This window comes from Salmonirosea aquatica, assembly GCF_009296315.1.
Classification (GTDB): domain Bacteria; phylum Bacteroidota; class Bacteroidia; order Cytophagales; family Spirosomataceae; genus Salmonirosea; species Salmonirosea aquatica.
Genome location: NZ_WHLY01000002.1, coordinates 748,805 through 775,645 on the forward strand (window position 1 = coordinate 748,805; position 26,841 = coordinate 775,645).

Sequence of the window (26,841 nt, forward strand, 5' to 3'; positions counted from 1 at the left end):
CCGGCAAAATTCGATTTTGCCGAATGGTTTTCTGATACTGGAATATTTCTCAGGGTAGGTCATAGGCAATCCACTACCTTTAGCGTACCCATAAAGTACCATCCGTACCATGCCTGAGAAATATTTCTGATTCCTTCACAGTCATCACTCATTATTTTTTCCATGAACATACTCTCAGATTCTGTACTCCTGACCCAGTATAGCCACGGCGCAGGTTGTGGTTGCAAAATATCCCCGCAAATCCTGGATCAAATCCTGCACGGCAACGATTCGTCCGCCGCCTTTGCCGGTATACCTCCCTTTGATACGGCTACTTTGCTCGTAGGCAATCATTCCCGCGACGACGCTGCGGTCATGGATCTCGGTAATGGCGACGCCATCATCAGTACCACCGATTTTTTCATGCCTATAGTGGACGATGCCTATGATTTTGGCCGGATCGCCTCGGCCAATGCCATTTCCGACGTATATGCTATGGGTGGGCAGCCGCTTATGGCCATCGCTATTCTGGGTTGGCCTATCGATAAGCTGGCTCCCGAAATAGCCGGACGAGTGATTGAAGGCAGCCGGGCTATTTGTGCCGAAGCGGGAATTCCGCTGGCGGGTGGCCATAGCATCGACAGCCCCGAACCGATTTTCGGCCTGGCCGTAACGGGCCGCGTGGCGGTACAGCATCTCAAGCGCAATGACACCGCTATCGAAGGCAACCTTTTATATCTGACCAAAAAGCTTGGCGTGGGGATTTTGACGACTGCCCAAAAGAAAGGTTTGCTGCGCGAGGAGCACGCTCACCTGGCACCCGACCAAATGAGGCAACTCAATAAAGTAGGGGTAGCATTGGGCGCACTGGAATCAGTCAAAGCCCTGACCGACGTGACGGGTTTCGGTCTGCTGGGACACCTCATCGAGATGGCACAGGGTAGCGGTCTGAGTGCGGTCATCGATTTTGACAAGGTACCCAAGTTGCCTTTCATTGAAGAGTACCTGGCCCAAAAATCTTTTCCCGGCGGTACGGTGCGCAACTGGCAGAGCTACGGCCACAAGGTAGCCGACCTCACCGAAACCCAACGCTACATCCTGGCTGATCCCCAAACAAGCGGTGGTCTGCTCATCGCCGTTTCGCCCGAGGGCCAACATGATGTAGAAAATATCCTGCGCACTTTCAACATCGAGGCCGAACCGATTGGGAGACTGGTGAAGCCTGGACAAAGGGTGGTATATTTTGCAGAGGAAATGCAATTTTCCAGTTTCGCTTGAGCCAGGGATCCTCCGAGAAGGCTATGTTTCATATTTTTATAAACACCAATGAAACTGAATTATAAGAAAGTAGGAGAAAAAGGCCAGCCCATGGTGATTCTGCACGGTTTTTTTGGCTCGCTGGATAACTGGGCTACCGTTAGCAAATCCATCGCTGACGCTGGCTATACAGTATATCTGGTAGATCAGCGCAACCACGGGCGCTCTCCTCATGCCGATGAGTTCACGTATGAAGCGATGGCGGCGGACCTGGCCGAATTCATTCAGGATCATGCACTTGACAATCCTATCCTGATTGGCCATTCTATGGGTGGAAAAACAGTGATGCAATACGCCGAGCAGTACCCAGGTACCTTTGACAAACTGGTCATCATCGATATTGGCCCCAAAGCCTACCCACCGCATCATCAGGAGTTGATCGAAGGCCTTAACGCTTTATCCTTAGATGAGATAGAAGATCGTCAACAGGCGGATAAACTTTTCAGCGCTTTTGAACCTAACCTGGGCGTACGGCAATTTCTACTCAAAAACCTGTACCGCACCGATGCTGGAGCTTTCGATTGGCGTTTCAATTTACCCGTCCTCACTGAATTACAAGCCAATGTAGGTGCCGAAACACCCAAGCTTCGTACCGTGACCGAACCCACCCTATTCATGCGCGGTGCGCTTTCGGGGTACCTTAAAGACGAAGACTGGCCAGCCGTTGAGGACATGTTTTCCCAGGCGCAACTCGTGACCATCCCCAAATCCGGCCATTGGGTGCACGCCGAGCAACCGAAACTCTTTGTGGAGGAACTGATAAAGTTTCTGACGCTCCAACGCTGACAGCATTTTATGATTTTGTCAGCGTTCACGGGGTACCTTAGCGCCTGTCCGTTCCAGAAATCCATCCAATTTTCCGCGTAACTCCTGCCGTTTCTTCGGAAGTCGGGCGGCCACGTTGCGGGTTTCGGCGATGTCGTCTTTGAGGTTATACAATTCGTCGGAATCATCCTCATAGTTATGAATCAGCTTCCAGTAACCGCTACGCACTATACTATACGGCGTTACTTCCTCATAACGGTAGTGGGGAAAATGCCAGAACAAATCGCGCGTGGGTAGTGGCTTTCCCGATTTCATGTGACTGAGCAAACTCACGCCATCATTCGGAATGGACCGGTCCGGTTGGGTACCTGCTACCTCCAGAATGGTGTTGAAAATATCCATCGTGATAACCGGACTTGCTGACACTCGCGGGGCAATTTGTCCCGGCCAATAAGCGATCATCGGTACGCGGGTACCCCCTTCGTACGGAAAACCTTTGCCACTACGGAAGGGTGGGTTGGACGTGATCGGATTTTGTTCGCTTCCCATTAGTCCACCGTTATCGGAAGTGAAAATAACCAGGGTGTTGTCCAGCAGATTCTGGGCTTTTAGTTCGGCCACGATGCGGCCCACGTTTTCGTCCAGACTTTGGATCATGGCCGCATACACCGGATTCTTTTGTCCGTTCGATGAAGGCTTAGCCTTATATTTCGCGATCAGCTCAGGCTTGCCACCGAGCGGCGTATGCACCGCGTAGGGCGCATAGTTGATGAAGAAAGGTCCGTTTTTATGGCTCCGGATCAGCTTAATCACCTCGTCGCCTTCGCGGTCGGTGAGGTACTCGCCCGTTTTGCGGGCAGGTAGGGTAGGAATCCCTTTGACCGAGGCATTGGCGTACGGATCAAAGTAGGAAGGTGGCTGACCGAAATCGCAGCCGCCGATGTTGACGTCGAAGCCCTGCTTGTCGGGATAGTAAGGTTCCAGGCCCAAATGCCATTTGCCAATGAAAGCCGTAAAGTACCCCTGTTCTTTCAGGTACTCGGCGGTCGTCTTTTCCGACAACAGCAATTCGAAAGGAATGGGGGGTACCTTGAGTTTTTGGGTCAGGTCGCGCTCGTATTCCTTTTTATTCTTGCCATCATATTCCGCCGAAGCGTTCTGAAAACTCGCCCGGATCCAATCCGTGATGCCCGTGCGGGCAGGGTACTTGCCCGTCATCAAGGCCGAGCGCGAAGGTGAGCAGATGGCTGCTGCCGCGTAAGCATCCGTAAATTTAAGGCCTTCGACGGCCATTTTATCCAAATTGGGCGTTTCGTAATATTTACTCCCATAGCTACTCAGGTCCGCCCAGCCCAGGTCGTCTACGAAGATGAGCAGGACGTTGGGCGGAGAAGCTTGGGGAAAGGTACCTGGCGTAGGATGGCCCATTGCCACCAATAAAATCAGCGGCACCAGTAGCAAGGAAAAGCGTAGCAGACTCTTGGTAAAATTCATTTTAGGTATCGATTTTTGAATAAAAGAGGTTCTTTTGTACAAAAAATCCTCATTATTGATCCTAAAATGTCTGAAATAATTCCAAAAGTCTCCCCTTCCACCCTCTTCCTCATTCCCACCGTCCTAGCTGAAGGTACCTCACAGCAGGTGCTCAGCCCGCAAGTGGCGGACGTACTGGGTACCCTCGACTATTTTTTCGCCGAAGAACTCCGTACGGCCCGTCGGTTTATAAGCAGCCTGCGGCTAGGCCGGGTGATCGAAGAAATGACTTTTTATGAGCTCAATAAAAAAACACCCGAAGCCGAAACCGCCGCGCAACTTCGCAGGCTACCCGCCGGAAAAGACATCGGTGTACTTTCGGAGGCCGGTTGCCCTGGTGTGGCCGATCCCGGCGCGGTGGCCGTGCGGCTGGCGCACCAGGTGGGGATGAAGGTGGTACCTCTGGTGGGGCCGTCGTCGGTACTGCTGGCGCTGATGGCCTCGGGACTGAGCGGGCAATCGTTCGCTTTCCACGGGTACCTTCCCATCGATCAGGCCCCCCGCCGGAAGGCCATCGTGTTTTTGGAAAGAGAAATGCGCGAATTTGGGCAAACGCAGATTTTCATGGAAACGCCTTTTCGCAACAATCACATGATGGAGACAATCCTTGAAGCATGCCAGCCCGACACGCTGCTGTGCGTGGCCAGCAACCTCACCTCGCCCCAGGAGTACATCAGGACGCAGACCATCCGGCAATGGAAAACCCAGAAGATCGACCTGCACAAACAACCGACGATATTTCTGCTGGGATGATGACGACTACGCGCTTCTTTCAATCTGAGTCCCGCCCAAAGCGGGATTTTTTTTGCATTTCACCTACCTGATATTCAAGCAGTACCTCCTTTTCTTCCCAAAAATTTCATTTTCCTTTCCAACGGATCGGTTTTTTCGGGCCTCTATAAAGGCGATTACCATTTTTTGTAAAACTTAACAACTATTTAGCATGAAGAAGAGTGTGTGGATGATGAGTGCCCTGCTGGGGATGGGTTTGTGGTCCTGTGATCAGGATAAGGATTTGACGAACATGAAGTCAGTAGACTCCGATTTTGAGACGACAGTCGATGGGTGGGCAGTTGAATTTGCGGATTATAGTACTGACCAGGATTCTACGTCTCTTGAATTCAATTCGCGGCTATCCGCTTTGCCCGCTCCGCTGGATACCACGAAAAAAGCGTTAAGAGTACAGAGTCACAACCGCAGCGACGATATGTTCATGTACCTTAAGAAGAAGATTACCGGCCTGGATCCGAACCGTACGTACAAGGTAACGTACGAGATCGACCTGGGTACCAATTATCCCAACGGTAGTGTAGGCATCGGCGGTTCGCCAGCAGAGTCGGTCTATTTGAAAGCGGGGGCCTCACCCAACGAGCCCGTGAGGAAACTAGTAAACGGCTTCTACGAAGTTAGCATCGACAAAGGCCAACAGGCCACAGGAGGTACCGAAATGCCCGTATTGGGCAATGTAAGCAATGGGCTGGACAGCACGGTCTACAAAGTGGTGCAGCGTTCGAATAACGATGCCCCGGTTTCTGTGAAGCCTAACGCCAACGGAGAAATCTGGTTGTGTGTCGGTACGGATTCGGGCTTTGAGGGTCTTACCATCCTGTATTATGATCGGATCAAAGTCACGATCCGCGAATAGAGCGATTTTTTTTGATTAAAAACGAATTGCTCCGCTATCCTCGATCGAGGGTAGCGGAGCTTTTGTTTTTTCACCTTTCTAGGGAGTTGGGCATACGATTACACAAAGGTACCGGCAAGAAACTTCTCAAAAATCAGGAAAGGATGGTTCCGGCACGTTGGAATAATTATTTAAGGTATAGTTGAAAGTAATCTTTTACACCATTCTATTAAACTTAGTTATTACTATGGAAACTCAAAGAAATTTTAACGAAAGGAACAATGCATCGAATAACGCCGAAATGGATCAGGACACAGGTACCATCACGGGCGTGTTTCACGACAAGGACGATGCTGAAAAGGCCTACAACAGTTTGCTGAGCCGGGGATATTCGCGCGATGAGATATCAGTACTCATGTCCGATGATACGCGCAATACTCATTATAAAGATGTTGACGAGGACGACCGTTCGGATCTGGGCAACAAGTCCATGGAAGGTGCTGGCGTAGGTTCAGCCATCGGCGGAACGGCGGGCGCTATCATCGGGGCCATTGCAGCTATCGGTACCGCTATTGCCCTACCCGGACTCGGTTTGGTTATAGCAGGACCTATCGCCGCCGGACTGGCCGGAGCTGGTGCGGGCGGACTGACGGGCGGAATTATTGGTGCCCTGGTAGGCTCCGGTATTCCTGAGGAACGCGCTGCGGTTTATAAGGAAAGTCTGGAAAATGGCGGAATCGTGGTAGGTGTCAAAGCACGTAATCATGAAGAAGGTACTGCTATTTCTGACGAATGGAAAACCTACCGGGGACGCAATATCCACACAGGTTGGGAATCGGACGTATGGAATACGACGACCAGCGACCGTATTCTTTAAGGGATTTCTTTTAGAATAAACAAAGGATTGTATCCTTGATAAATCCCCCGTCCTAGCGACGGGGGATTTTTTTAATGTATATTCTCTTCGATTCCGGTCGCCCCTTTTCCCAGCCTTTCTTACCTTAGCGCCTTCAACGCACCCTAACTATGATAGAAATCAAATCCTTTGTTTTCAGCCCATTTTCCGAAAACACCTACGTACTTTACGACGGAAGTAAGGAAGCCATTATCATCGACCCCGGCTGTTATGAACCATACGAATATGATGAGCTCAACAATTTTATCAAAAATAATCAGCTTACCCCCGTCGGTATTTACAATACCCACGCGCACATCGACCACGTGCTGGGGGTAGAAAAATTAAAAAATATATACAAGGTACCCTTCGCCCTGCACAAGCTCGATGAGCCGCTGCTGCGGGCGGTCAAAACCTACGCCCCAAACTATGGCTTCCCCGTTTTCTCGGAACCTGCCGTAGAGCGCTGGCTCAAAGAAGGCGAAACCGTGGAATTCGGCAATTCCTCACTGGGTATCCGCTTCGTGCCCGGCCACGCACCCGGCCATGTCGCTTTTGTCAATGACGCGCAGAAATTCGTGATTGGGGGCGATGTGTTGTTTCGGCAGAGCATTGGCCGCACCGACCTACCCGGCGGCAATATGGGTACCCTTCTGAACAGTATTCGCACCCAACTATTCACCCTGCCTGACGACTACACCGTGTACGCCGGCCACATGCAACCGACTACCATTGGGTATGAGAAGAAGCACAATCCCTTTCTGAATTAGCCTCCCGCTCATGAAACGACACATTCCCAACGCCCTTACCTGTGCTAACCTCCTCTGCGGCTGTGTGGGTATCGTGGAGGCATTTCACAGCAATATTCTTCTGTCGTGTGGGCTGATCGGCCTGGCGGCTGTGTTCGATTTTTTCGATGGCTTCGCCGCTCGCCTACTGAAGGTGAGTTCACCGATTGGGAAAGAGCTGGATTCTCTGGCCGACATGACTACGTTCGGGGTACTGCCTGCCATCATCATCTACCAACTGCTGGTGCGGAGCGTACCTGAAATGGAAGATATGTGGATACCCAATCTGGCCTTCCTGATTGCCGTTTGCTCGGCGTTGCGGCTGGCGAAGTTCAACATCGATCCCCGGCAAAGTGACTCGTTCATTGGGGTACCTACCCCCGCCAACGCGTTGCTGATAGCATCACTGCCTTTCATCATCCGCTTTCATCCCGCGTGGGAATCCGTGATCGTAAGTACCCCTACCCTTTTGATTTTTACAGTGGTTATGTCTTACTTGCTGGTAGCCGAGTTGCCACTTTTTGCTTTGAAATTCAAATCGTTCGGCTGGAAGGGCAATCAGGTGCGGTATTCGTTTTTGCTGGCATCCGTCCTGCTGCTGGCTACTCTGGGCGTACTAGGGGTACCTTTGGTGGTGGCGTTGTACGTGCTGATGAGTGTGGGGGTAATGCTGGTGAAGTAGTGCCAACCTACTAGTACTTATGCGTCGCTAGGTGCCTTCTGAATACCTAATCGGATCAATGACTTTCAGACCATCAATCCAAATAAAATCCTGAACGTTGTGGGAGTATAAATCTAAGTCTCTGAGTAGGGCAGTTGCCGCTATGAGGGCATCGCCTATCTACATTTTCCGGATTTTTCTCAATAAGATAGCTCTATCGATTATTTGTCGATCCACGGATTGCACAACCATCAATGCAAAAAGACTCTTGAAATACTGCTCGTCTTTATCTGCAAGTTGATGGTAACCCAGTGTTTCCAAACGAGAAATTTCCGACACACTGGCATCAGGATGCAATAAGAGTGGGCGTAGATAATCAAACTTTGATTAAGAAGAATAAATCAACAAATTACTATCAATCAAGTACATAACTTACCTTCTAATTGCGTAAAGGTAAAATTCGATCCTGACGACCTTGTTCGAATTCAGCCAAATAGGCATCAAGATCGTCACGATCCTGCCCGCCGAGTTCTATATTTTTTTTGTGAAAAGCCTCATTTTCTGGCAATTCAGGCTCGCTAAGTGGCATAACCTCAACACCCAGCCGATTAAGCATTGGAATCAGCCAATTTACATCTTGCTCATTCGGAAGTGTCACGATCAATTTTGTCATCGTTTCTTGTCTAGTAAAACAGTTGAATTCAAATTTACATTAATTATAGCTGAGCACGAAATGTTACTTTTTATGATCTTTTACCACCGTACTGCTTGAACGGAAGTCATAGGCAGCGTACCCTAAAAGCAACAAACCTGTTAAAAAAAATGACACCCAGCAAGGGATAGGCGTGTCGGGGATTCTCATCGGGGCGCATGGCGATATCCCGCAAGGGATCAAAATTCACTTCGATACTTTTATCTTTTGCCGTTTTTCTGAAATAAGGGTTGCTCTTGGGTAGAGTATATCTTTCCCCTTGTGCCAAACGAGAATCTTGTTGGGACTTTTCAAGGTACCTAGCCCTTTGACCCTACCCACGATCAGCATACGTACCAGAGGACTATACTGTTGTACATAAACCTGCTCTTCATAGCTTTCGTACATCTTATACGACAAAACACAGCAAAACAGTCCAACTGAGGCGGATAATAGCGCTCTTCTCATTCGCTCATTTCTGAATGTCAGCCTCATACTGGTAATACGTCTAGTTGTCTGTAATCCGCTTATTAAAATTTATCAAAACAGGTCAAATAACAGATTCACCTCCATCAAAAATCAGCCAGCATTCATATCCTATGCGGTACCTTAAATAACACGAAAAGAAAAAACCGAATTGGTAAGCCGTTTATTTTATTGCATTTTTGCAGCATTAAAATCATCCATCAAAACCGACTTACTCTACCGCTACCTACCATGCAATTCGTCGCTGATATCAACATTATGCCCATCAAAGAAATTCTCGATCCGCAGGGCAAAGCAGTCAAACTAGGGCTACACAACCTCGGGATCGATCAGGTGGACGATGTCCGCATCGGGAAGCACATCACCATTCGGCTGGATGCCGCCGATGCCGACGAAGCCGAAACGAAGGTAAAAACGGCTTGCGAAAAATTGCTGGCCAATCTGATTATGGAGGAATTCAGTTTCGACATCCATCCCGCCTGATAACTCGCTTTTTTCCAGACTGCCAGTCTTTTTTTTTCGCCAAATCCTGAACCCATGCCTTACGCGCGTATCACCGGAGTAGGTTACTACGTACCCGAGCAGGTCGTGACGAACGACGACCTCTCCCAATGGATGGAAACCTCCGATGCATGGATACAGGAGCGCACCGGCATCAAAGAGCGGCGATACTTCACCTACGGCAAGGAAACCAACGCCAGCATGGGCGCTGCCGCTTCGCGCCAGGCCCTGGAACGTGCCGAACTCACGCCCGATCAGGTCGATGTGATTGTGTATGCTACCATTACGCCCGATTATTTTTTCCCTGGCTCAGCTTTTCTGATGCAGCGCGAACTGGGCATGGACGGCAAGCCTGTCATTGACATTCGTGAGCAATGTTCGGGTTTTATTTACGCGTTATCCATTGCCGACCAATTTATCAAGTCGGGCATGTATAAGACGGCCCTGGTGGTGGGTTCCGAAATCCAGTCCACCTGGATCAATAAAAGTACCGCGGGGCGCAATGTGGCCGTAATATTCGGCGATGGAGCCGGAGCCGTGGTGGTGCAGGGTACCGACGACACCGACCACCGCATATTGTCCACACACCTACACGCCGATGGACGCTTTGCGGAAGATCTGTACGTAAAAGATCCCGGTAGCAGCCGCCCCGATCGCGCCGCTACCAAAGAACTGCTGGACGAAGGTGGTTTCGACGTATTCATGAACGGCAACGCCGTTTTCAAACATGCCGTAGTGCGGTTTGGGGAAGTGATTCAGGAAGCCCTGGATGCCAACGGTGCCCAAACCGACGAAATAAGCTTACTGGTACCTCATCAGGCTAACATTCGTATCAGTGAGTACGTCAGGCAGCAGTTGGGACTCTCCTCCGATAAAGTCGTCAATAACATCGAGCGTTATGGCAACACCACCGCAGCCTCCATCCCGATCGCCCTCGCTGAAGCCTGGGAGCAAGGCCGCGTTCAACCGGGCAACCTGATTTGCCTGGCAGCCTTTGGGAGTGGCTTCACCTGGGCCTCGGCGCTTATTCGCTGGTAAAGCTTCAGACAGGATCCGGTTTCGAAGGTTTTCTATTACGACAAGATGCGGTACTGTATGCCCCTTTGTGTCAATTCCTCCCCAATAAATCAGCAAGTTGTGATTTTTTTCACTAGTACTGCCCGGTGGCGAGCATAACCAATGTGCAGGCTTCTAGAGGTTCTATTCCCTCCTTCAAGAGTCGATTTTCAAACTCGGTATTCTCCGTACCCGGATTAAATATAACGCGCCGCGGCCTAAGTGAAATTACGTAGTCGTAATATTCGGGCTGGTTACGAGGTCCTACATAGAGAGTCACTGTATCAATATCCGTGTAGTTTTCTTTCTGAGTGGTGATCGGCACTCCAGCTACTTCTCCCTGCCGCAGGCCAATCTGAACGATAGAATGGCCGCGTTGCGTCAAACGATGGGCTGCTGCAAAGGCGTATCGGCCTGGATTGGGCGTTGCGCCGATAATTAAGGTCTTTCCTGTGGACTGATTCATTTTTTGGTTTCTATTCTTTCGATAAACAATCTGGAAGTATTAGCTTAAAAATTGCGCCAACCCTTCGGCGCACTCGAAGGGACATGGCTGCAGTTATCTCCACCTATATGTCCCAGCTACCCAAGTCGCACCATTGGCAAATCCCGACGGCCTGCCTGCCCTGGATGTTAGTACAGGTGCTCAATATATTCCTCAGCCTGACGACGTATAGCGCTTCTATGTAAAGGGCTTTGTACGCTGGCCCTATTTTTTTATTTGTCAACACAAAAGCCGTTAGTTCGGTTTGAATTCAGCCCAAGTCTTATTTCGTATAGGTACCTCTAAACTGTTTTTATACGATTGTACCCGACCGTACTTTACCAGTTGAGTATGAAATAATGCAGGGTGATAAAATCAATCCGCACTTAACCTATTCCGTTCAACATTTCGATCCATGCATCGAACCTACAGTACCTAATTAACAATAACCCATGACAGAGAGAAAGAATAGCAACAGCTACTGGAATGAGAAGTGGGTACGCATCGTCTTCGACCAAGTCGACAACGCTCCACACTATGAAATATCAAACTATGGACGCCTGAAAAGCTTCCAGACCGATCCTGTAAAAGGAACCATCATCAATGGATCGGTGATTCAGGGTTACCGCTCACTTAACATCCGGGTTCCGGGTGGACGCACCATCAACCGCTATGTTCATAAGCTGGTGGCTGATTATTTTCTGGCCCGAACAAGCAACGATCAGAAGTACGTCATCCACCTCGACTACGACAAGCAAAACAACTATTTTCAGAATTTGAAGTGGGTGACCAAAAGCGAAATGACTGATCATAACCGGGACAATCCGGCTTTGGTCAATCGGGTCATGCCCCGCCGTACCAGCAACTACAAGCTTACCGAAACCAAGGTACGTATGATTAAGAAGCTCCTTAAAAACGACAATAATCGTTTGAAGATGATCGCGAAGCAGTTCGGTATTACCCATACCCAACTTAATCGAATCCGCTCAGGAGAAAACTGGAAGCATGTAACAATCGACGACTGACCGGACATAGTTGATAAAAGGTACCCCATACCGAGTAAAGAGAAGCTTTAATCAGAGATAAGGGAGTCGCTTTTCTTAAGGACTTTCCACAAGCGGAAGTGATAGAAAAAAGGTGGTACCTATGCCTTCTTCTGTTTCGAACCAGATGCTGCCTCCTGCGTACTCAATGATGCGCTTGGCCATTGCCAGACCGAGGCCGGTTCCGCCCTCACGGGTCGTAAAATTGGGCAGAAATACCCGGCTCCTGATGTTTTGAGGAATACCGGTCCCATTATCTTCTACCTCTACAATGATTGTTTCATTGTAAGTATAAAGCCTTACCGTAACCTGAGCGGGCCGCGATTCGGGTACGGATTGCCGGGCATTGATGATCAGATTGGAGATGCTGCTGCCGAACTGCTGGCGATCACCGATTACATAGAGGGGACCGGGGGTAATCTCGCGCCGAAATGTGACGGTATCATCGCTTGAATAGAGTTCGTAAGCCTTATTGACTACTGAGGTTACTTCAAACAACTCGTTTTTGGGCGGTGGCATGCGGGCTATATCCGAAAAAGACTGGGCGATGTAGCCAATCGTGTCGATTTGCTTAATGATGGATTCCATGGCGCGGTTCACTTTTTCCAGTGCTTCGGGGTCATCGCGGCGGATAGTGCGCTGCAACTGCTGCAGTGTGAGCTTCATAGGAGTGAGCGGATTCTTGATTTCGTGCGCTACCTGCCTGGCCATCTCCCGCCAGGCCGATTGTTTTTCATTGGAGGAAAGCGCCTGTTTGTTGTGGTCCAGATTCACCAGCATCTGGTTGTACTTTTTGATCACGGAGCCAATCTCATCGTTCGAATGCCAGGGCAGCGGATCATTGAGTTGATTGAGATTCGTGGTGCTGATTTTCCGAGCCAGCACTCTCAACGGTTCGATGAGCAAATTGGCCGCCAGGTAGGATACCAGCAGGAACACAATCAGCATGGTGGTGAATACAATCAGCACCGAAGCCACAATATCAATGATCTGTCGGTCCAGGATTGATTTGGCATCGAACTGAGGAACACTCAGCACGCCGAGTAGCTTTTGATCGTACGATTTCAACCCTACATACGCGGTATTGTAGGGTTTATCACCCAAGGATTCATTGAGCAACAGCTGATTTTCCTTTTGCTCGACGATCTGTTTCATGGCTACCGGATTGATAAGTTCCGAGACTAGCCCGCCCTGATAAAGCATAGGTTTGGAGGCTAGCAGAATTTTCCCAGTGGTGTCGTACAGGTTCACTACCAGATCGCCGTCACGGGCGATCTGCTTGATTTGTTGTTCAAAATATCCCTGACTCATTCTCCCCTGGCGGTAGTCGTCCATATAACCTATTATATTGACCGATAGGTTACGAGTATTGACGATATGGGCATTTTCCTGATTTTCCCGGTAGTGGCTGTCAATGATCCCCAGTATGAAGAAAAGCACGATCAGCAACGGAATAATGAAGGCGGCATTGAGCAATATCTGAATCTTAGTAGAATAGGTCAGTGGCAAGTTGGATATACCCGAGTGAAGTGCATGTCCGAAAATGACCAGCGCTACCACTACAACCAGAATAAGATACAGAAAAGAGAAATTGGCCAGGAATCCGTTCCAGCCCCACGATTTTGTAGAAACCACAATCCGACGGTTGTGGGTACCTACCTGCCCGACATGACGGTACCCATGCAGATCGAGACCAGTAGTGTACAGCGCCGAATCAAGCAGAACCGTGGAAGGGAATTTTCGTTCGTAGTTGTAGGGCCCACTGCTGAATTTTTGCACGTCGCCTTCAAATAGAGCATAGCTGTATTCCTGGTTGTCGGGTGTTTTGACGAACCGCTCGTCCGGCATAGGTGCCGGATCACGGGATACCCGGGGTCGTTGCCTTAGATCCACCACCACGTACCCCGCCAGTTCAGCTTGATTTTGTATCGTTATGAACGCTACATACTGCTTGGCAAAAGTGGTATCCCGGACTGCATTGTCCGGCAGGGGTACCCCCACTCCCGATGTTGACGCGGCAGACGTATCCAGGCCCGGCATGTCAATCATGAACACGCCGGGATAAGGAGTGGCAAAGGCAGGTTTGCCAAAAGTATTGAGGTAATAATCATGCGAACGGGCCTGGGCGCTATTGTCCAGCGGATTGCCCTGCCGATCGAAGGTAAGTACCTCTACGGTGTATTCGTCCAGATACCGATCGAGGTATTGACTTCTGATACGCTGCTGTATCATCTCACGGGCAAGGGGTACATTATTAACCAGGAATTGTTGCACTTCCCTGTCCTGAGCCACCAGTTGAATATCCTTCTTGAGCAGAAATTCAGCCAGCGGGTCATTCCCGGTTAATAGTTGCTGTCCAAACTCTTTCTTGTTGAGTACGTCCTTGGTATTTTCCTGGCTTTCCACTACGTAAGTACCCGTGAGGGCGCACACCAGCGCGGTCAGAAAGTAATACACCGTCGTCGGATATCGGAAACCGTAGAAGGTCCGCGGAAGCCGGGTGAGATACAAAGTCAGAATGTAGGCCACGTGGGTCAGGAAAATCCACTTGAAATACACCCCTATTAACCAGGAAACTGCGTATACCAGTCCCACACTCAGCAGCAGTATTGCCCCTCCCACTCGTGGATCGCGCGTGAGCCGGATATACACAATAAACACCAGCTGGGTTATCATGAAGTAAAGGCCCGACAGGCATACAAACACGGCTAGGGCGGTAATTTTCAGAGGACTGAATGTGATGCTAAGGGTGATATCGAGGGTATATAGCCTGCTACCATATATAGCGACGAGTTCGCGGTAGCATAGGTAATACGCCATATAACTGACTAAGAGTATGAGCAGTGAAACCAGATACTGAAACACCGGAGGACTTGTGACCAGTCGCCGGTAGGTGACCGTGCGGAAATAGTTCCGATTGGCATATACCAATATCCACAGCATACCCATTCCGTTCAGTAACAAGTCGCCCAGGGAGGGGGAAAGCGGACTACCCTCATAATTCTGGGCATCAAAAATCGCACTGTCATAAAATGCAGAAGGAATCGAAAAATGCAGCATCAAGCCCCGGATTATCACGACAAAAAGTACGATAACGGCCAGTCCAAGACCGTAGCGGTGCCGGGTACCCAGCTGCCTCACCACCCTACCCAGGTAGGCAATCAAAAATAGGAGAGCCAGAAATGCTAATAAAAAAGACTGAACCGGAATGCGACCTCTCGGGCCTGTCCAACCGTTGGGTGGATTTACGTAAAAGAAAGGGCGGCCAGTTTGGTCGTTTACAGGCAGGTACCCTTCGTCCCCTGTCAGGCTCAATGATTGGGGTGCCACGTCGAAAATCCTCGAATTGAAACCCGAAGCGGTTTCATCCTGCTCAGCCTGAAAGTGGGATTGCAGTTCGAGTAGCACAAATAAATCATAGAGATTTCCACCGATCTCACGACGCTGGCTGAGCTGTAAAAATTTACCCTGGGGTGTTTCGATAGGGCGTATTTCAGAACTCGCTCCAGAAAAAAGCGCATAATTAACTACGTACCGATAGTCCGACCATACCAAAAGGGTGGAATCACGGTACAGGTAGTAGGGATAAGGGGTTTCCAGAAGTAATTCGGAAAAAGGTTTTCCATCGGGCAGCGGCAGCCGACCCATGATTTGATCCATATCCTCATTGACCCGCAAAACCTCTTTTTGCAGCCTTTCCTGGATCGTTCCGGCGTAGGTTTCGCTGGTTACCGTTTCGTTCTTGGTAAGATAGAATGCCACAGCCCCCACGAACGCCATTATCGATGCAAGTAGGAAAATGTATTTTCTTAGGAATAGGGACACCGTACTATGGGATATACTTAGGCATGGCCGAACATTGCTGATACTCAACAGAAAAACCAATACAACTATTTCTCTATCAGGATATTAATAGATCAATGTAAAGTTTTATCTTATGAATATCTTGTATTAACCTAAAACCGTGCCAAAAAACTAAATTCTATTGGTTACTTTTTTTAATCGTTTTTTTGCAAATCTTTTGTGTCCGAAAACACCTTATCGTTTAAGTCCTCCCTTGGCGGCATGTTTATTGTAAACCCCTGTTCTTGTGGATTCTCCTCGTAGTCAACAGCTGCTCCCAAAACGTACATCAGATGTCTGCGATCGATTATAACGCGTATTCCTTCCACATCATATTCTTGGTCGTGCGGGGTGGCGGTGTCGAAACCCAGCAGGTAGGTAGCGCTACAAGCGCCACCCCGTAAACCTACCCTCAGACCGTACGCATCGGGGATTTTATTGGCAGTAAAAGTATCCATAATTTCTGCCCTGGCACGGGCCGATATATGAACCGGAGACTCCGGAACAGTGTTTTCATCGAGCGATTTATCTTTCATAGCGGTAATTTCAGGCTTAAAACCGTAGGGGATTTGTCTTCGTTCAGCCGGCTTTTAAGCGTACTTTTGCCGTTCAATTTTGTTAACAATTCTATATGGAACTGTATTCCCTGGTGACAATACTTTTAGTGGCCTTGATCGTAGTATTTGGCTTGTATCTGATCCTGACAACGCTGGCCGAAAAAATCTTTGAAAAACAAAGATGGGACATTCGGGCCAAAAACACTGAAATCATTCTTCCTCTGCGCTTACAGGCTTACGAGCGGATGTGTCTCTTTCTTGAACGAATCACCCCCAACCAGTTACTGCTGCGTACTGCCGGCTCGGCTTCCAATGCCCTTGAATTTCAGCAGATTCTATTGCGGGAAATCCGTGAGGAGTTTAACCACAACCTGGCCCAACAAGTATACCTCAGCAACGATACCTGGGAACAAATCAAGAAAGCTGTCAACGAAGTGCAGTCGCTGATTAACCGCGCGGCCGCCGAAGTGGATGATGAAGCCCCGGCCAATGATCTGGGGCGGAAGATTTTTGAACAGGTGATTCAGCAGGAAACACAACCCTGTACACTGGCGCTGCGCGTCGTAAAGGAAGAAGTGCAGCGCATATTTTGAAAAGGATTTATTATGTCAAATTGTCGGCAGGTTTGATTACATGCGATTCAGGTTACTCTGCTCACTAAATAACCTGCGATCTTGCGATTCAACAGCTAAATCCTTCATCGTTTTAAACTTTCAATTTTTCAATTACTTTGCTATATCCCAAAAATCTCGAACAAAAATTAGGATTTGACCGGCTACGTGAGTGGCTCAAAGAGGCGTGTATTAGTTCTCTGGGCCGAACCTATGTGGACAAAATACGCTTTTCCGACAATTTTGGTCTGGTGGACAAACTCGTCGGCCAAACTGCTGAGATGCAGCACATCATGCAGTCGGGCGGCGAGTTTCCCGCCCAAAACTACCTCGACGCTACCCCCTACCTTCACCGCGCCGCTATCGAAGGTACCATGCTGATGCAGGATGAGTTCTTCGATCTGAAAGTATCGCTTAACACTATACGCGGTTGCTTAAGGTACTTCGAAAACCAGTCACCGGAGAGTTACCCATTATTGAGCGAGTATGCCAAAACCATCCGAGTGGAGCGTGCCGTAACCGATGCGATCGAGCGAATCATCGATGAGCGGGGGCAAGTGCGCGATAATGCTTCGCCCGAACTGGTACAAATCCGGCGTCGGCTTATTGCCGAGCAGGTCAATGTACGCAAGCGGCTTGATACCATGCTGCGCACTGCCAAAAGTAATGGCTGGATTGGTGATGATGTGTCGCTCACGATACGAAACGGGCGCATGGTGATCCCCATGGCCGCCGAACACAAGCGTAAGTTTAAGGGCTTCATTCATGACGAGTCCGCCACGGGGCAGACCGTGTTCATTGAACCTACCGATGTACTGGAAGCCAACAACGCCATTCGGGAGCTGGAATACGAAGAACGCCGCGAAATCAACCGCATTCTGACCCGCCTTACGGATCAGTTGAGGCCCTACCTGCCTGAGTTGCATAAAGCGTACCAATTTCTCGGACTCATGGATTTTCTGCGGGCCAAGGCCAAGCTTGCCGCCCAGATGAGTGCTATTAATCCAAAATTCGAAAACCGTACCGTGGTCGACTGGCGCGAAGCCCGGCACCCGCTGCTGCACCTAACCTTTCAGAAGCAGGGCAAAACGGTGGTACCCCTCAGCATTGAATTAAATGCCAAACAGCGTATCCTGATCATTTCGGGTCCCAATGCGGGAGGGAAATCTGTATCGTTAAAGACCGTCGGTCTCATTCAATATATGTACCAGTGCGGTCTGCTGGTACCCATGCGGGAGGACTCGACGATGGGCTTTTTCCAGAATATATTCATTGACATTGGTGACGAGCAGTCGCTGGAAAACGATCTGAGTACCTACAGTTCACACCTAACCAACATGCGGAATTTTCTGGCCATGGCCAACAAGCGCACTATCTTCCTGATCGACGAGTTCGGTACAGGTACCGAACCGGGGCTGGGTGGAGCCATTGCCGAAGCCATCCTGGAAAATCTGACCCGCTCAGGTGCGTATGGCGTGATCAACACGCACTATACCAACCTTAAGGTACTGGCCGACAAAACCGAAGGGCTCATTAATGGTGCCATGCGTTTCGATGGTGAGCATCTGGAACCCCTGTACCAATTGGAAATAGGTCGGCCGGGCAGTTCGTTTGCGTTCGAAATTGCGTCCAAAATCGGCTTGCCCAAAGAAGTGGTAGTCCAAGCCAAAGAGAAACTGGGGGCACAACAGGTGAACTTTGAAAAACTCCTGAAAGAACTTGACATCGAACGCCGGGTATTTGCCGAGAAAAATCTGGAATTGGGTATTAAGGAACGAAAGCTAGCTCAACAACTAGCCGAGTACACCGCCCTGAAAACTACCCTGGATAATAACGAAAAGCGGATCTTGAACGAAGCCAAGCAGAAAGCCAAGCTACTACTTAGCGGTACCAATCAGCGCATCGAGAACACCATCCGGGAAATCAAGGAAAGTCAGGCTGAAAAAGAAACGACTAAAAAAGTCCGGACAGAACTGGAACGGTTTACCAAAAAAGACCTCAAACCCGAACCTGTAGCCGAGCTACCCACAGCCAACGCAGAATATGAGCCGGAAAGCGGAGCAATCGAGGTAGGTAGCTTTGTGCGCATTAAGGGGCAGAATGCTCTGGCTGAGGTACTGGCACTAAAAGGCAAGGACGCCGAAGTACGGATTGGCGAACTCAAATCCAACATCAAGCTAAACCGGCTGGAAAAAGTATCCAATAAAACCTACCGCGAACTTACGGGTGAAAAGAAATTGAAATCCGGTACGGGTGGCGTGGATCTGAACGAGCGACATCTGAATTTCAGCTTCAATCTCGATATCCGGGGTAAGCGCGGCGAAGAAGCTCTGGGTGTGGTGGACCAATTCATGGACAACGCCCTGATGCTGGGCTACGACGAACTGCGTATTGTGCACGGCAAGGGCGACGGTATACTCCGTACCTTAGTGCGAAATCATCTCCGTGGATACAAGCAGGTAGCAGCCATGCAGGACGAACACGCCGATCGAGGCGGTGCAGGTGTGACGGTGGTGCGGATGCGGTAAAGGTAGGTCGCTCGGTCACGTTCTATTCAATCAATGTTCCTGAAACACAAAATTCCCCGAAAGCTCAAAGCTCTCGGGGAATTTTGTTTATAAATAAATTCGACTGCCAACAGCCAATAGGTACCCCTACAACTGCGGCTGCTGCAATACTTCCGACTCGGGTAGTCCGTGCAGCCCCTTGGCCTTACGAGCACGTACCCAGAAGAAAAGAAAGGTAAAGGCTACGATCAGAATGATCGGGAACGTAGTCATATTTTGTAGGGTAGCCTGTCCGGCGGCCAGTTCCAGCGCGTCACCGCTCAGCCCCTGGGCGGACATCTCAGCCCGGTGGTTGTCGATCCAACTTCCGATAAAGGGTTGGAAAATGGCGGTAGAGAACATGCCCATACCTCCCACAAGTGAGAGTCCCAGCGCACCGCTAAGGGGTACCTTTTCAGCGACAAAGCCCAACATGGTGGGCCAGAAGTAGCATACGCCCAGAGCGAAACAAATAGCAGCCAGGTAAGCCATAGGTCCGGTAACGCTGCTGAACAGATAAATTCCAATCGTAGCAAAAATGGCCGAGCCTAATAAAACGCCCGTTTGGCCGAATTGACCAATGACAGGCCCCGCGAAGAAGCGCCCTACCGCCATCAGCCCCGTCACCAACGCCAAAATCAACAAAGGTTCAGCACCACTTTTGCTCAAGATAATGGCCGTCCACTGCTGCGGACCAAACTCCGAAATGGCGGTGAATGCCATGAAAAAGAAGATGAAAATGAACAGCGGATTAAGCATTCCCCGGAAGTTGGCAGAGAGTGAGGTAGCTCCTTCTACCACGGCTTTGGGGAAGGTTTGTCCCCAGAACAGGAAAGCGTAGATCAGCGTCGGGATCATGATAATCCAGATTTGTGCCTGCCACCCCATGTCCATTTTGGTCATCGCCAGTGAAATGAGGCTACCCAACACGATACCGCCCGGAAACCACATGTGGAAACGGCTAAGCATTTTGTTCATTTTTGCGCCTGCGTACGAGTCGGCGATCATGGGATTACAGGCAGCCTCGGTACAACCGTTACCGATGCCGATGAACAGGGTAGAAAGCAACAGACCGTTATAGCCGCCCGAATAAATGGTCATAACAATGCCCAGGGTATGCATGACAAACGCCACCATCATGATGATCCGCGGCCCTACACTGTGGTAGACTATACCCCCGACGATCATGGCGATGGGGAAACCATAGAACCACATGGAGTTGATGAAGCCCAGCTGCTCGGCAGACAGTCCAAACTCTTCTCCCAATTGGGGTAGGATACCCGCTCGGATGGCAAAGGAAAAGGCCGTAGTAATGAGTGCAAAGCAACTGCCCAGAAACAGGCGATCCGCATTGACATTTTGATTCATAAGAAGTAGTCGGTTTAGTGAGAAAGGATTAGTTGGTTAAAAAAAGAGCTAGTGGTGAGTTTCGTCCAATAATTTCGTAAAAAAAAGAAATAGCCCGCATTTCTACTTATAAACGGATTGGCTATTCTGCTATTTTTTTGAACTTGCTACCTTTGTAAGTAGTAAGAGTGCGCTATGTTACTCTTTTTTCAGCAATAAAAATTTCAAAAACCTTTAACCAACCAGTAATGCCAAGAAAAATTCGCATGGGAATGGTAGGCGGCAGCACCGATGCCTTCATTGGAGCCGTGCATCGCCGAGCGGCAATCATGGATGGCGAAATCGAGCTCGTTTGTGGTGCGTTCAGCTCAAGCCCCGAAAAATCCGCCGCCACGGGCGCCGCCCTGTACCTGCCCCCCGACCGGGTGTACGCCAACTACGAGGAAATGATCCAAAAGGAAAAGGAATTACCCGAAGGCGAGCGCATGGATTTCGTCGCCATCGTAACGCCCAACCACGTACATTTCCCTCCCGCCAAGCTTGCGCTCGAAAACGGATTCCACGTGGTATGTGACAAACCCCTCACCCATACTACTGAAGACGCTGAAGCTCTGGTCAAAATTGTGGAGGAAAGTGGACTCATTTTCTGCCTTACTCATAATTACACGGGCTATCCGATGGTCAAAGAAGCCCGGGAACTAATCAAGGCTGGCGCTCTAGGCAGCATCCGTAAGGTAATCGTAGAGTACCCCCAAGGTTGGCTGTCGACGCTGGTGGAAGCTACGGGCAACAAGCAGGCATCCTGGCGTACCGATCCCGAGCGCTCTGGCGCGGCGGGCGGGCTGGGCGACATAGGTACCCACGCCGAGAATCTGGCCGAATACATCACCGGACTGAAAATAACCGAGGTATGCGCGGACCTGACCATTTTTGTCGAAGGCCGCCTGCTCGACGATGACGCCAATGTGTTGCTCCACTTCGACAACGGCGCCAAGGGAATCCTGCAAAATAGTCAGATCTGCAACGGCGAGGAAAACGACCTGAACATCCGTATCTACGGTGAGTTAGGCGGTCTGGAATGGAACCAGATGGAACCCAATACGCTCATCCATAAGGTACAGGGTAGCCCGGCGCGTCTGTTGCGGACGGGGGTAGGTGCTTTATCGGAAGCAGCTCAAGCACATACCCGCATTCCGGCGGGCCATCCCGAGGGGTACTTTGAGGCATTTGCCAACCTGTACCGGAATTTTGCCCTGGCGGTACGCGCCCGCTGGGAAGGAAAAGATCAAGACCCGTTGTACGATTTCCCCGACGTGTATGACGGCCTGCGCGGCATGAAGTTCATCGATACCGTAATAGCCTCGGACAAATCGGACGAGAAGTGGACCAAGTTCATTGTTTGATCGTGTTTCTTGGTTTATTGAATTATAAAAAGTCAATTTTATGAACCAGGCAATCCAACAACTAACCCCTGACGATTGATCCATCAATAGTACCTTTATCCCTTTTTTACAAAAAACGTTTCAACAAAAAACAACTATGTCAAAAATTAAAGTAGGAGTCGTAGGAACCGGATTCATTGGCCCTGCCCACATCGAGGCGTTGCGCCGTTTGCCCAATGTTGAAGTAGCAGCCCTGTGTGAGGTCACCGCCGAACTGGCCGCCGACAAGGCCAAATCCCTGGGCATTGAGCGTTCCTATACCTTCGATGAGCTATTGAAGCAGGACGATATTCAGTGTATCCATATTTGTACCCCCAACTTTCTGCACTATTCCCAATCCAAAGCTGCCCTGGAAGCGGGCAAGCATGTGGTGTGTGAAAAACCCCTGGCCAAGGATTTGGCTGAAGCTGAGGAATTGGTAGCTCTGGCCACCAAAACCGGGCTGGTCAACGCCGTGCATTTCAACCTGCGCTACTATCCGCTGGCCCGCCAGATGAAAGTGATGCGTGAAAAAGGGGAACTTGGCGATGTGTATTCCGTGATTGGCTCCTACCTGCAGGACTGGCTGTTCTACGAAACTGACTACAACTGGCGGCTTGAACCCGACAAATCGGGTGACTCGCGGGCTATTGCCGACATCGGCTCCCACCTGATGGATATTTTGGAATACATCACAGGCTTGAAGACCGTCGCCGTAATGGCCGATTTCAATACCATTCACAAAACCCGTAAAAAACCGCTTACGGAAGTTGAAACCTACTCAGGTAAAATCCTGAAACCCGAGGACTACGCCGACGTACCCATCAATACCGAAGACCACGCCAACGTACTGCTGCGCTTCGACAACGGCAACCGGGGCGTCATTACGGTGTCGCAGGTGTCTGCAGGCCGCAAGAACCGCATGAGTCTGGAAATTTCGGGTTCCAAGAAAACTTTCAGCTTCAATTCCGAAAGTCCTAATGAACTTTGGATTGGCAACCGCGACGGCTACAACGAGGTACTCATGCGTGATCCGTCGCTGGTTCACCGTGAAGCCAGTTCGGTGATTTCGTTCCCCGGCGGCCACAACGAAGGCTTCCCTGATACTTCCAAGCAAATGTTCAAGGAGGTGTACGCCGCCGTTGAAGCCGGCAAGCAACCCGAAAACCCCACCTACCCTACCTTTGCCGATGGTTACCGTGAACTCCTAATCTGTGAGAAGATACTCGAGAGCGCGCGCGGGGAAAAGTGGGTGGAGGTCTAGGTACATAGTACCAAAGGCACAGAGGCACAAAGAAAAATACCTGCCCATTTTATGCCTATGTGATAAATATTCCCAATCAAAACTAAACGCTAAATAATGAAAACCATAAAAGGTCCCGCCATATTTCTGGCACAGTTCATGGGCGACGAAGCTCCATTTAACACTCTGGAATCCATTGCTCAATACATGGCCGACCTGGGTTACAAAGGAATCCAGATTCCTACCTGGGACGCCCGCTGTATTGATCTGAAGCAAGCCGCCGAGTCTAAAACCTACTGTGACGAGTACAAGGGAAAACTCAAAGACATCGGTGTAGAAGTGACCGAACTATCCACCCACCTACAGGGACAATTGGTAGCCTCGCACCCGACCTACGATGCTATGTTCGACGGCTTTGCCGCGCCTGAGGTACGTAACAACCCCAAAGCTCGCGCTGAGTGGGCGGTTGACCAACTCAAACTGGCGGCAAAGGCCAGTCAAAATCTGGGCCTGAAGGCTTCTGCCACCTTTTCGGGAGCATTGGCGTGGCCCTTTATGTATCCCTGGCCCCAACGTCCGGCGGGCCTGGTAGAAACCGCTTTCGGAGAACTAGCCAAGCGCTGGAAGCCCATCCTGGATGTCTACGATGAAGCGGGCGTGGATGTTTGCTATGAACTGCATCCGGGCGAGGACTTGTTCGATGGAGCTACTTTCGAGCGCTTCGTCGACGCTGTGGACGGCCATCAGCGCGCCAATATCAACTACGATCCGAGCCATTTTGTACTACAGCAGTTGGATTATCTGGCTTTCATTGACCTGTATCACGACCGTATCAAAGCCTTCCACGTGAAAGACGCCGAGTTTAACCCCACGGGCAGTCAGGGCGTGTATAGCGGTTTTGCAGGCTGGGCCGACCGCGCCGGGCGTTTCCGTTCGCTGGGTGACGGACAAGTCGATTTTGCCGGTATCTTCTCCAAGCTCTCGCAGTATGATTACGATAGCTGGGCAGTACTGGAATGGGAATGTTGCATCAAATCGCCCGCACAGGGTGCGGCTGAGGGAGCTCCCTTCATTGCCGACCACATTATCGAAGTAACAACCAAGGCTTTCGACGATTTCGCCGGCACGGGTGCCGACGAAGATTTCAATCGGAACGTGCTGGGACTATAAAGCTAATTCTGGTTACAAAGACGCCCGTGTAGCCTACCACCCAGGACGCTACACGGGCTTTTTATATCCTGGTTTGGGCAGCGGGTAAAACTGCTCAGATAAATAGCATCCACTAAGGAGTACTATATATTATTTTAAAAGCGATGGTCTGTTTATTCGGATCGCCGCTTTTTTTATATTCTTCATAAAGAATTCAGAGAGAACGGGAAAGCTTAGAAGCAGACAAATTGTTTCATCACCATCCAATGCTTACATTAGTCTACTTTTTGGTAAAATATTTCATCGATTTTCCGGTCGCCATGAACAAACCTTTCATTCTGCTACTCGTCTTGCTGGCCACCTTATCTGGATATAGCCAGCCGAAGCCTAGCCCGGCGGATACGACGTACGTCTTGAAATTGCTCAAAAAGGGTGAATCCTTTGAAAGAAAAAAGGTTAACGTCGCGCTGAATTATTACCGGAAGGCCTACGATTTTTCCAAAAAAACCAACTATACCAAAGGCTATTTTGAAAGCATGCGGCTATTAGCCTATACCCTGAACAATCTGGGGCGGCACGAGGAAGCGAGCAAGGTAGCCCAGGCCGCCGTGCAAAAGGCTAAGCAAGACACCTCCAAAAGAAACCTGGGTTTGAGCTATTTTGCCGTGGCCAATACGGCACTTTATGCCGGAAACTTTGAGCAAGCTATCCCCAATTACCAGAAAGCCGCTCAATACATGCGGTTAATCGGCCATCTGGCCAATGTGGCGGTGGTGAACCAGAATCTGGGCTATATTTTCGGGCGGCAACACATGTATGACCAAGCGATTGAGTACTACAAACGTGCTTTGGCTTATGACAGCACTGATAAAGAAGACAGGCGGTCGGCCGCAGTGGATTATTTCAGTATCGGGAACATCCTGGATGACCAGGAAAAAGTCGCCGAATCCAAAAAGTACTACCTAAAAGCTCTGGATAATATTGATCCCGAAAATGATCTTGACTTCATGGTCAACGTGTATGGCAACATAGGCTCTCAATACACGCGGGAGGCCCAGTACGACTCCGCGCTGTACTATCAACGTAAGGCTGTGCAGATAAGCCGGGAATTGGGAAACCCCCGCCACGAACTGCATACCCTCATGATGCTGGCGCAGACTTACAACCGCATGGGAAAGCACGGCCAGGCTACCCAGCTGCTGGACGAGTCTTACGCGATTGCTTCGGAAAACCAGGTAGGTCTCGACGAGTTCAGGAATATTTACGCTGAATATGCCATCGCAACCGAGAGCTTGGGCAATCACAAAGCCGCCGTCAAGTGGCTCAATCAATACATCGACACCAACGACTCGCTGAACAACCAGCAAACCAAAGAATTACTGCAGGAATACGAGGTTAAGCTAAAAGAGGCTGAGAGCCGACAGAAACTCGCCGAGAAGCAGCAGTATATCGATCGGCTGCAGTTGGCAAACCAACGCCAGAATTTCTGGATCCTGTTAGCTACGCTGGTAGGACTTGGGGTGATTAGCGGATTACTTTTCGCCTATCTCTATACCCGCCAGCGCCGTCGGGCGGCCGACAATGCTCTGCTGGCCGCTCAGCGCGAACGTGAACTGGCCGTAGTGCAGTCGGAGTTGCAGGGACAGCAAAAAGAACGCCTGCGTATTTCCAAAGAAATGCACGACGACCTGGGCGCGTCCCTAACCGCCATTGGATTGCTCAGTGAAGTAGCCAAAAGCCGTATGGGGGCAGCTACCACCCCCGAAATTGAGAAAATATCGAGCATATCCGCTGAGATGGTCACGGCCATGAACGAAATCATCTGGTCACTGAACAACAAGAACGACAGCCTGAACGGACTGATCGCCTACACCCGTTCATACGCCAGCGAGTTCATTGACAACACCACGCTTTCCCTGAAAACAGAAGTAGATGAGCTACCCTACGAAGTATCCATGCGGGGCACCGACCGACGGAACGTTTTTCTAACGGTAAAAGAAGCGCTGAATAACGTGGTGAAACACGCCGATGCCACCGAGGTACGGCTGCGGATTCGGCCAGAAGCCGATCACCTGAGCATTGATGTATGCGACAACGGGCAAGGGTTTATTCCGAAAGAGGGAATCGGCACCCGGAATGGCTTGACCAATATGCGGAGCCGGATGGCTGACGTGGGCGGAAATTGCGAGATTTCGTCGTCGGCGCGGGGTACCTGCTTAAAAATAACCTACCCCTACCCTACGGTGCCCGAAATAAAAATCATGCAAATGGAGTATAGCGAATGAACCGGAAAGTCAGGAA

General features: G+C 50.0%; 23 protein-coding genes. 17 read left to right on the forward strand and 6 right to left on the reverse strand.

The genetic code is table 11. The features are described from left to right. Nucleotides 1–162 precede the first annotated feature (162 nt). Both selD and GBK04_RS04130 read left to right on the forward strand, forming a co-directional pair. On the forward strand, nt 163–1,257 hold the full coding sequence (gene selD / locus GBK04_RS04125; RefSeq protein WP_152757091.1) for a selenide, water dikinase SelD: 1,095 nt from the start codon (nt 163–165) through the stop codon (nt 1,255–1,257). 48 nt (nt 1,258–1,305) lie between these two features. Next, nucleotides 1,306–2,082 carry an alpha/beta fold hydrolase gene (locus tag GBK04_RS04130; RefSeq protein WP_152757093.1) on the forward strand — a complete coding sequence of 259 codons (777 nt, stop codon included), beginning with the start codon at nt 1,306–1,308 and terminating at the stop codon, nt 2,080–2,082. 18 nt (nt 2,083–2,100) lie between these two features. On the opposite strand, the gene GBK04_RS04135 is transcribed toward GBK04_RS04130, so the two are convergent. Next, complete coding sequence (locus GBK04_RS04135) at nt 2,101–3,555, reverse strand: sulfatase (RefSeq protein WP_152757095.1); 1,455 nt, start codon at nt 3,553–3,555, stop codon at nt 2,101–2,103. A gap of 66 nt (nt 3,556–3,621) precedes the next feature. Between GBK04_RS04135 and GBK04_RS04140 the strand changes: the two genes are divergently transcribed. The 5 genes from GBK04_RS04140 (at nt 3,622) to pssA (ending at nt 7,583) form a co-directional block, all read left to right on the forward strand. Beyond that, nucleotides 3,622–4,347 carry an SAM-dependent methyltransferase gene (locus GBK04_RS04140; protein ID WP_152757097.1) on the forward strand — a complete coding sequence of 242 codons (726 nt, stop codon included), beginning with the start codon at nt 3,622–3,624 and terminating at the stop codon, nt 4,345–4,347. 190 nt (nt 4,348–4,537) lie between these two features. Continuing rightward, nucleotides 4,538–5,239, forward strand: a complete 702-nt coding sequence (locus GBK04_RS04145; protein ID WP_152757099.1) for a hypothetical protein — start codon at nt 4,538–4,540, stop codon at nt 5,237–5,239. Nucleotides 5,240–5,465: 226 nt separating this feature from the next. Further along, nucleotides 5,466–6,095, forward strand: a complete 630-nt coding sequence (locus GBK04_RS04150; protein ID WP_373330702.1) for a hypothetical protein — start codon at nt 5,466–5,468, stop codon at nt 6,093–6,095. A gap of 149 nt (nt 6,096–6,244) precedes the next feature. Continuing rightward, nucleotides 6,245–6,883 carry an MBL fold metallo-hydrolase gene (locus tag GBK04_RS04155; protein WP_152757101.1) on the forward strand — a complete coding sequence of 213 codons (639 nt, stop codon included), beginning with the start codon at nt 6,245–6,247 and terminating at the stop codon, nt 6,881–6,883. 10 nt (nt 6,884–6,893) lie between these two features. After that, on the forward strand, nt 6,894–7,583 hold the full coding sequence (pssA, locus tag GBK04_RS04160) for a CDP-diacylglycerol--serine O-phosphatidyltransferase (RefSeq protein ID WP_152757103.1): 690 nt from the start codon (nt 6,894–6,896) through the stop codon (nt 7,581–7,583). A 418-nt stretch (nt 7,584–8,001) separates the two neighbouring features. On the opposite strand, the gene GBK04_RS04165 is transcribed toward pssA, so the two are convergent. Next, nucleotides 8,002–8,235, reverse strand: coding sequence for a hypothetical protein (locus GBK04_RS04165; RefSeq protein WP_152757105.1), 234 nt, complete (start codon nt 8,233–8,235; stop codon nt 8,002–8,004). 735 nt (nt 8,236–8,970) lie between these two features. Here GBK04_RS04165 and purS point away from each other — a divergent pair. Together purS and GBK04_RS04175 are read left to right on the forward strand one after the other, a co-directional pair. Further along, nucleotides 8,971–9,222 carry a phosphoribosylformylglycinamidine synthase subunit PurS gene (gene purS / locus GBK04_RS04170; RefSeq protein WP_152757107.1) on the forward strand — a complete coding sequence of 84 codons (252 nt, stop codon included), beginning with the start codon at nt 8,971–8,973 and terminating at the stop codon, nt 9,220–9,222. 54 nt (nt 9,223–9,276) lie between these two features. After that, nucleotides 9,277–10,278 carry a 3-oxoacyl-ACP synthase III family protein gene (locus tag GBK04_RS04175; protein WP_152757109.1) on the forward strand — a complete coding sequence of 334 codons (1,002 nt, stop codon included), beginning with the start codon at nt 9,277–9,279 and terminating at the stop codon, nt 10,276–10,278. A 112-nt stretch (nt 10,279–10,390) separates the two neighbouring features. On the opposite strand, the gene GBK04_RS04180 is transcribed toward GBK04_RS04175, so the two are convergent. Continuing rightward, nucleotides 10,391–10,762, reverse strand: coding sequence for a CoA-binding protein (locus GBK04_RS04180; protein WP_152757111.1), 372 nt, complete (start codon nt 10,760–10,762; stop codon nt 10,391–10,393). A gap of 83 nt (nt 10,763–10,845) precedes the next feature. Between GBK04_RS04180 and GBK04_RS30330 the strand changes: the two genes are divergently transcribed. Beyond that, nucleotides 10,846–10,986: a hypothetical protein gene (locus tag GBK04_RS30330; RefSeq protein ID WP_373330703.1), complete on the forward strand. Its 141-nt coding sequence runs from the start codon at nt 10,846–10,848 to the stop codon at nt 10,984–10,986. A gap of 246 nt (nt 10,987–11,232) precedes the next feature. Further along, nucleotides 11,233–11,805, forward strand: coding sequence for an NUMOD4 domain-containing protein (locus GBK04_RS04185; protein ID WP_152757113.1), 573 nt, complete (start codon nt 11,233–11,235; stop codon nt 11,803–11,805). Nucleotides 11,806–11,880: 75 nt separating this feature from the next. Here GBK04_RS04185 and GBK04_RS04190 read toward each other — a convergent pair whose 3' ends face one another. Both GBK04_RS04190 and GBK04_RS04195 read right to left on the reverse strand, forming a co-directional pair. Further along, nucleotides 11,881–15,603, reverse strand: coding sequence for an ATP-binding protein (locus GBK04_RS04190; protein WP_152757115.1), 3,723 nt, complete (start codon nt 15,601–15,603; stop codon nt 11,881–11,883). 218 nt (nt 15,604–15,821) lie between these two features. Continuing rightward, a complete protein-coding gene (locus tag GBK04_RS04195; RefSeq protein WP_152757117.1) occupies nt 15,822–16,202 on the reverse strand; it encodes a HesB/IscA family protein in 381 nt (126 codons plus the stop codon). Nucleotides 16,203–16,297: 95 nt separating this feature from the next. Here GBK04_RS04195 and GBK04_RS04200 point away from each other — a divergent pair, with 95 nt between their 5' ends. Together GBK04_RS04200 and GBK04_RS04205 are read left to right on the forward strand one after the other, a co-directional pair. Continuing rightward, on the forward strand, nt 16,298–16,816 hold the full coding sequence (locus GBK04_RS04200) for a DUF7935 family protein (protein ID WP_152757119.1): 519 nt from the start codon (nt 16,298–16,300) through the stop codon (nt 16,814–16,816). Between the two features lie 137 nt (nt 16,817–16,953). Further along, nucleotides 16,954–19,362 carry an endonuclease MutS2 gene (locus tag GBK04_RS04205; protein ID WP_152757121.1) on the forward strand — a complete coding sequence of 803 codons (2,409 nt, stop codon included), beginning with the start codon at nt 16,954–16,956 and terminating at the stop codon, nt 19,360–19,362. A gap of 126 nt (nt 19,363–19,488) precedes the next feature. On the opposite strand, the gene GBK04_RS04210 is transcribed toward GBK04_RS04205, so the two are convergent. Next, on the reverse strand, nt 19,489–20,748 hold the full coding sequence (locus GBK04_RS04210; RefSeq protein ID WP_152757123.1) for an MFS transporter: 1,260 nt from the start codon (nt 20,746–20,748) through the stop codon (nt 19,489–19,491). 245 nt (nt 20,749–20,993) lie between these two features. On the opposite strand from GBK04_RS04210, the gene GBK04_RS04215 reads away from it, so the two are divergent. The 4 genes from GBK04_RS04215 (at nt 20,994) to GBK04_RS04230 (ending at nt 26,825) form a co-directional block, all read left to right on the forward strand. Then, nucleotides 20,994–22,130: a Gfo/Idh/MocA family protein gene (locus GBK04_RS04215; protein ID WP_152765854.1), complete on the forward strand. Its 1,137-nt coding sequence runs from the start codon at nt 20,994–20,996 to the stop codon at nt 22,128–22,130. Between the two features lie 136 nt (nt 22,131–22,266). Further along, complete coding sequence (locus GBK04_RS04220) at nt 22,267–23,412, forward strand: Gfo/Idh/MocA family protein (RefSeq protein ID WP_152757125.1); 1,146 nt, start codon at nt 22,267–22,269, stop codon at nt 23,410–23,412. 96 nt (nt 23,413–23,508) lie between these two features. Beyond that, a complete protein-coding gene (locus tag GBK04_RS04225) occupies nt 23,509–24,561 on the forward strand; it encodes a sugar phosphate isomerase/epimerase family protein (protein WP_152757127.1) in 1,053 nt (350 codons plus the stop codon). Nucleotides 24,562–24,860: 299 nt separating this feature from the next. Then, nucleotides 24,861–26,825, forward strand: a complete 1,965-nt coding sequence (locus GBK04_RS04230) for a tetratricopeptide repeat-containing sensor histidine kinase (protein ID WP_373330704.1) — start codon at nt 24,861–24,863, stop codon at nt 26,823–26,825. The last annotated feature ends 16 nt before the right edge of the window (nt 26,826–26,841 follow it).

What these genes read in the sequence shown, in the direction of transcription:
- selD (WP_152757091.1), top strand. Translation starts at nt 163, where the DNA reads ATGAACATACTCTCAGATTCTGTACTCCTGACCCAGTATAGCCACGGC.
- GBK04_RS04130 (WP_152757093.1), top strand. Translation starts at nt 1,306, where the DNA reads ATGAAACTGAATTATAAGAAAGTAGGAGAAAAAGGCCAGCCCATGGTG.
- GBK04_RS04135 (WP_152757095.1), bottom strand. Translation starts at nt 3,555, where the DNA reads ATGAATTTTACCAAGAGTCTGCTACGCTTTTCCTTGCTACTGGTGCCG.
- GBK04_RS04140 (WP_152757097.1), top strand. Translation starts at nt 3,622, where the DNA reads ATGTCTGAAATAATTCCAAAAGTCTCCCCTTCCACCCTCTTCCTCATT.
- GBK04_RS04145 (WP_152757099.1), top strand. Translation starts at nt 4,538, where the DNA reads ATGAAGAAGAGTGTGTGGATGATGAGTGCCCTGCTGGGGATGGGTTTG.
- GBK04_RS04150 (WP_373330702.1), top strand. Translation starts at nt 5,466, where the DNA reads ATGGAAACTCAAAGAAATTTTAACGAAAGGAACAATGCATCGAATAAC.
- GBK04_RS04155 (WP_152757101.1), top strand. Translation starts at nt 6,245, where the DNA reads ATGATAGAAATCAAATCCTTTGTTTTCAGCCCATTTTCCGAAAACACC.
- pssA (WP_152757103.1), top strand. Translation starts at nt 6,894, where the DNA reads ATGAAACGACACATTCCCAACGCCCTTACCTGTGCTAACCTCCTCTGC.
- GBK04_RS04165 (WP_152757105.1), bottom strand. Translation starts at nt 8,235, where the DNA reads ATGACAAAATTGATCGTGACACTTCCGAATGAGCAAGATGTAAATTGG.
- purS (WP_152757107.1), top strand. Translation starts at nt 8,971, where the DNA reads ATGCAATTCGTCGCTGATATCAACATTATGCCCATCAAAGAAATTCTC.
- GBK04_RS04175 (WP_152757109.1), top strand. Translation starts at nt 9,277, where the DNA reads ATGCCTTACGCGCGTATCACCGGAGTAGGTTACTACGTACCCGAGCAG.
- GBK04_RS04180 (WP_152757111.1), bottom strand. Translation starts at nt 10,762, where the DNA reads ATGAATCAGTCCACAGGAAAGACCTTAATTATCGGCGCAACGCCCAAT.
- GBK04_RS30330 (WP_373330703.1), top strand. Translation starts at nt 10,846, where the DNA reads ATGGCTGCAGTTATCTCCACCTATATGTCCCAGCTACCCAAGTCGCAC.
- GBK04_RS04185 (WP_152757113.1), top strand. Translation starts at nt 11,233, where the DNA reads ATGACAGAGAGAAAGAATAGCAACAGCTACTGGAATGAGAAGTGGGTA.
- GBK04_RS04190 (WP_152757115.1), bottom strand. Translation starts at nt 15,603, where the DNA reads ATGGCGTTCGTGGGGGCTGTGGCATTCTATCTTACCAAGAACGAAACG.
- GBK04_RS04195 (WP_152757117.1), bottom strand. Translation starts at nt 16,202, where the DNA reads ATGAAAGATAAATCGCTCGATGAAAACACTGTTCCGGAGTCTCCGGTT.
- GBK04_RS04200 (WP_152757119.1), top strand. Translation starts at nt 16,298, where the DNA reads ATGGAACTGTATTCCCTGGTGACAATACTTTTAGTGGCCTTGATCGTA.
- GBK04_RS04210 (WP_152757123.1), bottom strand. Translation starts at nt 20,748, where the DNA reads ATGAATCAAAATGTCAATGCGGATCGCCTGTTTCTGGGCAGTTGCTTT.
- GBK04_RS04215 (WP_152765854.1), top strand. Translation starts at nt 20,994, where the DNA reads ATGGGAATGGTAGGCGGCAGCACCGATGCCTTCATTGGAGCCGTGCAT.
- GBK04_RS04220 (WP_152757125.1), top strand. Translation starts at nt 22,267, where the DNA reads ATGTCAAAAATTAAAGTAGGAGTCGTAGGAACCGGATTCATTGGCCCT.
- GBK04_RS04225 (WP_152757127.1), top strand. Translation starts at nt 23,509, where the DNA reads ATGAAAACCATAAAAGGTCCCGCCATATTTCTGGCACAGTTCATGGGC.
- GBK04_RS04230 (WP_373330704.1), top strand. Translation starts at nt 24,861, where the DNA reads ATGAACAAACCTTTCATTCTGCTACTCGTCTTGCTGGCCACCTTATCT.